Annotated in this window: 5 protein-coding genes and 1 pseudogene; all 6 read right to left on the reverse strand. The window is 45.9% G+C overall.

Going from position 1 to position 5,311, the window contains the following annotated elements; translation table 11 throughout:
• Positions 1 to 206, reverse strand: a pseudogene (locus A3756_RS00150) (hypothetical protein); the annotation flags it as partial.
• Positions 178 to 624: an Lrp/AsnC family transcriptional regulator gene (locus A3756_RS00155; protein WP_068508088.1), complete on the reverse strand. Its 447-nt coding sequence runs from the start codon at positions 622 to 624 to the stop codon at positions 178 to 180. The pseudogene A3756_RS00150 and the gene A3756_RS00155, both read right to left, overlap by 29 nt.
• A complete protein-coding gene (locus A3756_RS00160; RefSeq protein ID WP_068514296.1) occupies positions 621 to 1,802 on the reverse strand; it encodes an Lrp/AsnC family transcriptional regulator in 1,182 nt (393 codons plus the stop codon). The genes A3756_RS00155 and A3756_RS00160 overlap by 4 nt, the downstream gene beginning before the upstream one ends.
• A gap of 49 nt (positions 1,803 to 1,851) precedes the next feature.
• On the reverse strand, positions 1,852 to 3,060 hold the full coding sequence (locus A3756_RS00165) for a cytochrome D1 domain-containing protein (RefSeq protein ID WP_068514293.1): 1,209 nt from the start codon (positions 3,058 to 3,060) through the stop codon (positions 1,852 to 1,854).
• Positions 3,050 to 3,661, reverse strand: a complete 612-nt coding sequence (locus A3756_RS26900; protein ID WP_197469971.1) for a c-type cytochrome — start codon at positions 3,659 to 3,661, stop codon at positions 3,050 to 3,052. The genes A3756_RS00165 and A3756_RS26900 overlap by 11 nt, the downstream gene beginning before the upstream one ends.
• A gap of 36 nt (positions 3,662 to 3,697) precedes the next feature.
• Positions 3,698 to 5,311: NapC/NirT family cytochrome c (locus A3756_RS00175; RefSeq protein ID WP_197481063.1), on the reverse strand; the 1,614-nt coding region annotated here is incomplete at its 5' end.

Raw genomic sequence — 5,311 nt, forward strand, 5'->3', positions numbered from 1 at the left:
AGACGCGCCATCACCTCATCGGCAGATATATTCAACATCAAACCCAGCACATGATAAGGTCGTGGGGCAAGAGGCAAACCCTCCTGAGTCAAGACGATCAACTCGCGATCTATACTCGATAGTGAGTAGTTTTCTTCCTCCTCCATAGGTAAGTCCTCCGCTTGAGGGCGATAAAAATCATTCGAGGTCGAGATAGAATCCAACATAGAACTCCTCCTTCTTCGGCATGTCGTAGACCTTAAATCCTGTCTGACGTTCAATTTCTTCGATCACTCGCCCTTTACCTTCCTGTTCCTCAGTTGCAATCACAAACCACATATTCAATTCGTGAGTCCGTTTGTAGTTGTGAGCAATCTCGGGAAAGCCATTGACGATTTCAGCTACTTCATCAAAGCGCTCTTCCGGTATCGCCATACCGGCAAGTGACAGTGCACCACCCAACTGCTCTGCATGGTACATTGGGCCAAAGCGCGTTAGCGTTTTATCGGCACGCATCTTCTCAACTCGGTCGATCAACTCTGATTCTTTTATGTCCAGCTCTTTTGCAACTTCGGCAAAAGGGTATTCACAAATAGGAAAACCATACTGGAGACGGTTTATGATCTTCAAATCCATGGCATTCATGAATGATTCCCCGCAAGTGATAAGGGTGCAACAAGCGAAGCCAGGTTCGCAACGGGTGAGGCTATTTCAATTTTATGCTGCCTTTGCGAGCGCGTATAAACTCCACCCTTTTGCTTATATTGATGCGTACTAAATAGAATGTTTTTCTCAGTATTTTTAAGCTCGGCCAGCCCTACCAGTTTTTCAATATGTTCTGCAACCAGATTCCGGTCCCGACTGTGAATCATGCAGTAGAGATTATAGGGCCACTCAGGTAACTGTCTTCGACGCTTATAACACAAGCTCACCAAACCGGATTCTTTAAAAATCTTACCAATCCTGTCAGTTTGATCTTCTGGAATATTCCAGACCACCATGGCATTTTCTTTAAAACCAAGTTTGTGATGATTGGTAATCAACCCTATACGCTTAATCAGGCCGCTTTGTACCCAGTAATTGAGCGTATCTATCACCTGCAACTCGGTAACAGCTGAACACTCTTCACCTTGATATTGGCTTAGCGTCTGTGACAGGCGCTCAAAAGGCTTCCGGGTTAAAGGAAAACCATCTTGTATTAGCTCTCGAAGTCGCTGTTGCAAGTAATCAGAAAGGACATCACCGCTCTCAATGAGTCTAATTTTTTCGCCAGACTCACGGTTATTCGTGTTATGAAGGTGCTGAGTGAAGGGGCGATCCGTTTTTCTATCACCCACATGAAACCCCAAGTCGATATGATAAGCCTTTTCCATTGGCAAGCGTAGGATTGGAAAGCCAATCGTCTTTTCCATATCATCCAGTATCAAGTCCAGAAATTTGGGAGTCGGTGCCGTAACAACGAACCACAGATTATAACTATGCTCTCGTCCGTAGTTATGATTCACCTCTTCATATTCGTTAATCTGGGCAGCTACTTTTTCTGTCAGCTCAGATGGAACGCTCACAGCCGCCAAGAGACTAGCCCCGGCTCGCTTATGGTCAAACACCGGCCCTATGCGCGTCAGCATACCGCTATCTTTAAGTGCCAAGAGCTTGGTCAATACATCTGGTTCGGAGCAATTCAACTGCTCTGCCATGTCGGCAAAGGGCCGTGAAGTGATAGGAAAGTTACGTTGATAGGAATCTAATAAACTACTGCTCAAGTCATCCAGAACGACTCTTTCGGGTTCAATACCTGTATTGCTAGGAGCTTGTATATTCATCACATCACCTTTCTTTCTCACTGTTCTTGTTTTTGGAGCGACCGGAGCTTTATAAGCCCAAACGATGCGCCCGAGAGGTAAAGAAAATCCCACTAGGACTTGTCGCCTCAAACTGATTTATTAAATCCAAGGTTTCGGTGTCATAGATATTCACCAAGTTTAAATCTCTGACAGAAGCCCACACATGCTCACCACGTGAAGTAAACTCCATATGAAGCACACCCTTTCCAGGTTTTAGTGTTTTAAATAATGAGCGGCTTTCAGCATCTATTACTTGGAGCGTGTCATTATTTGGATAGGCAAAGTTCACCCAAATTTGGCGACCATCCGGTCTAGCCATGACAAACACTGGCTGACCATGCACATCGATTTTGTCTACTTGCTGCCAAGTGTTCATATCCACCACCAATACTTGGTGCTGCCCAACGGCAGGAACAAATGCATAGTTGCCTGCAACAGCCCAACCTTCCAGGTGAGGCATCTTGTAGACGGGTAGCTTCTGCTCTCCCCGGCCGTAATTTGGCAATATCTTTTCTGGCGGGTTTTCAAGGTGCCATAAGTCAAGTTTCGACATACCATCTTCACCAAACAATCCTGCGATGTAGTAACGGCCATCGGGTGAGATCAGTGCGTCATAAGGTTGTAAGCCAGTATCTCGGTACTTGGTAAGTTGGGGTTTAGAGCTGTCTTCCCCTGAAAAGTCTGCCACCCATATTTCATGCGTATCGAAGAGACTGAAAACAAATTTCTTTCCGGGTGCATCCACCAAACCAACAACTTTAGAGCGTTTGCTTTTACCGCTTCTTGGGTCAATGAATTCTGTCGCAGGAATATCCACCACCAACTCAAGCGTTTCGCTATCGAAGACCTTTACGCCACCAGGCGTGTAGTTGGAAACAGCTACTAAAGATCCATCCTGACTAATGGCACCGCCAATACTATTACCGCTTTGAATCACTCGCTTACTGATCTCTTCAGTCAAGATATCGATCTTGCTTAAGCCACCATCGCGACCAAATACATAGGCGTACCGTTCGTCACGAGAAAAAACAACGGAAGCGTGCGAAAGGTCTCCCAATTGATCTATGCTGCCGACGGGCTTCTTGTCACTGGTATCGATGATCTTTACGCTTCCAGTAGCACGTTCAATAATGACGCCCATGTCACCTGTTGCCCTGGGCTCCGTCTGGGTATGCAAACAAGTACACGCCCCCAAACTAATACTTAGTAAGGCCACTGCAAGGCTTTTAATTCGCATCTATCATTTCTCCCGACTTCAAAGCTTTAGCAATCCAGTTAGCATCCGCCTCAGACAAAATAGCTTTCCATGGGGGCATTGGCGTTCCAGGGCGACCATGTAGGATGACAGCCATTAAGTCTTCAACCGAATATGCCTTGATATTTTCCGGCAACAAAGCCGGGCCTAAACCACCTTTAAACAGCATCCCATGACATGATCCACAGTCTTGTTTCACTAAATAGTCCAGTTCCAGTGCACGCTCTTCAGAAACTTTCAGCTCAGCTTTTTTAACAATAACCTTGCCCCTCATCTGTGGATGAGGTCCGCAGCGATAGTCAAAGACACCAGCGCGATCAAATAAGCGTTCAACGCTTTCTTCGGGCCAGAAGTATTCACCTTCAGGCTCTCCCAAACCTTCAAACCATACGCTGTGATACTGCCTCTTCTCGACATTCAGCCAACGCACCGTATCGCCAATATTGACTGTTACAACTTCCGGTATGAAACGCATCTTGTGTGTCTTTACTTCAACAAGTTCTGCAGATGAGACGCCCGCCAGCAACAAGTTCGCGAATAGCACTATTGCCAATCCCTTACCTGTTTTTTTGACTGATCTCATCCACATAACGCTCACCGTTTTCTTATTTACTAGCTTTTATTGCTTAACTGCATTGATTTCTACATCGGCATTATCGAAGCCCAATTTGTACCCAAGTGATACATGATGGAAACGGCCGTTGCTGTAATCGTCATGAATCGCGAAACCAAAGTTGTAGCTTTGAGCGGTGTCCAGACTGATATTGCCGTCACCGTCAGCTACCAGAGGACGCTTGATTTCAACCACCCACTTATTGCCAACTTTGTTTGCTATCGCTTCACTAATCACACCTTCGTTCATCAAGCGGTCTGCCAAGATACTGCCGTCTTCAATACTCTTGTCACCCGACTTGTAGCGCACGATATCCATGAAGTGCTGAGCGTCAAATTCTGCTTTGATCTCAGCGTCTTCCTTACGCTTATCCCAACCACCAAGCGGTTTTTTGTTTCGGCCTTTAAGCTCAATCTTCGTACGGCTCTCTTTTAGATACTTAGTTACACTCTGACCCTCAGGCGCGAAAGGCATGTCATCGGCATCGGCATGACAGGTTCCCCAGCAACCTGCTCGATCTGCGTACTCAACTTCGTCAGTCGCTAACATAAAGGCCAATTTCATTTGATTCATCGCATCCATCTTGCCACCTTCTGCAAAGGGTACTGGCTGGTGTTCAGTATCTTCCCAAGTAAATTGCATATATAAGCTCTTGCTATCATGTGCTGCTTTAACCGCCACTGGAATGCTGCCACGCTTACCGGGAATCACCTGATCTTCCAGCTTCTCGCCTGTCACAATCTTTTGTCCAATATCTGCAATTTCTTCCTCATGACAGTCCATACAGCGATCACCTTTCGTGAATGAACGCTTACCACCATGCTTACGTCCTAATACCCACTCCATTGACGCCTGGCCAGGATAGAAAACACCGATTTCTCTTGCAGGTACTGCAGCCCAATTGATAGATGATTTTGCAGCAGTTTTCTTGGCGGGAGCCTTTTTAGCCTCAGTTTTCTTAGGCTTATTTGCAGCCTCTTTCTTAGCTTTCTCTGCAGCTAAAGCTGCCGCAATCTTTGCCTCTTCCGCTGCTTTAGCTGCTTGTTCTGCTGCTTTCTTAGCCGCTTCTTCTGCTAAACGCTTCTTCTCTGCTTTAGCAGCAGCTTCTTTATCTAAAAATTCTTGCCAGTGAGCCGGAATACCGATTGCGATTTCTGGGTCTGGTGTAGTGAGTTCGTCAATTTCTTCGTCAGTCAACTCATCATGCACAGGCTTGTGCGCAATACCTTTGTGGCAATCAATACAAGTGTTACCTGCTGTCATCGCATTCAAATGCTGTTTACGAGCGCGAGGCTTTTGGTTTTCTGGCAACATGGTTTCGAAGTCATGACAGTTTCGACACTCGCGTGAGTCTGTCGCTTTCATTTCACCCCAAACTTTCTTTGCCATCGTGAAGCGCTTGGCATCAAACTTTTCTGGCGTATCAATACTTCCCAAAGCTTTATGCCATAACTCATTAGAAGCTTTTATCTTACGAACAACTTTATGCACCCATGGATCAGGCACGTGGCAATCTGAACAGCTTGCTCTAACGCCACTGCGGTTGGTGTAGTGAATAGTTGACTGGTATTCTTTATAAACGTTGTCTTCCATTTCGTGACAACTGATACAGAACTCTAG

It is taken from the genome of Oleiphilus sp. HI0086, from assembly GCF_001635225.1.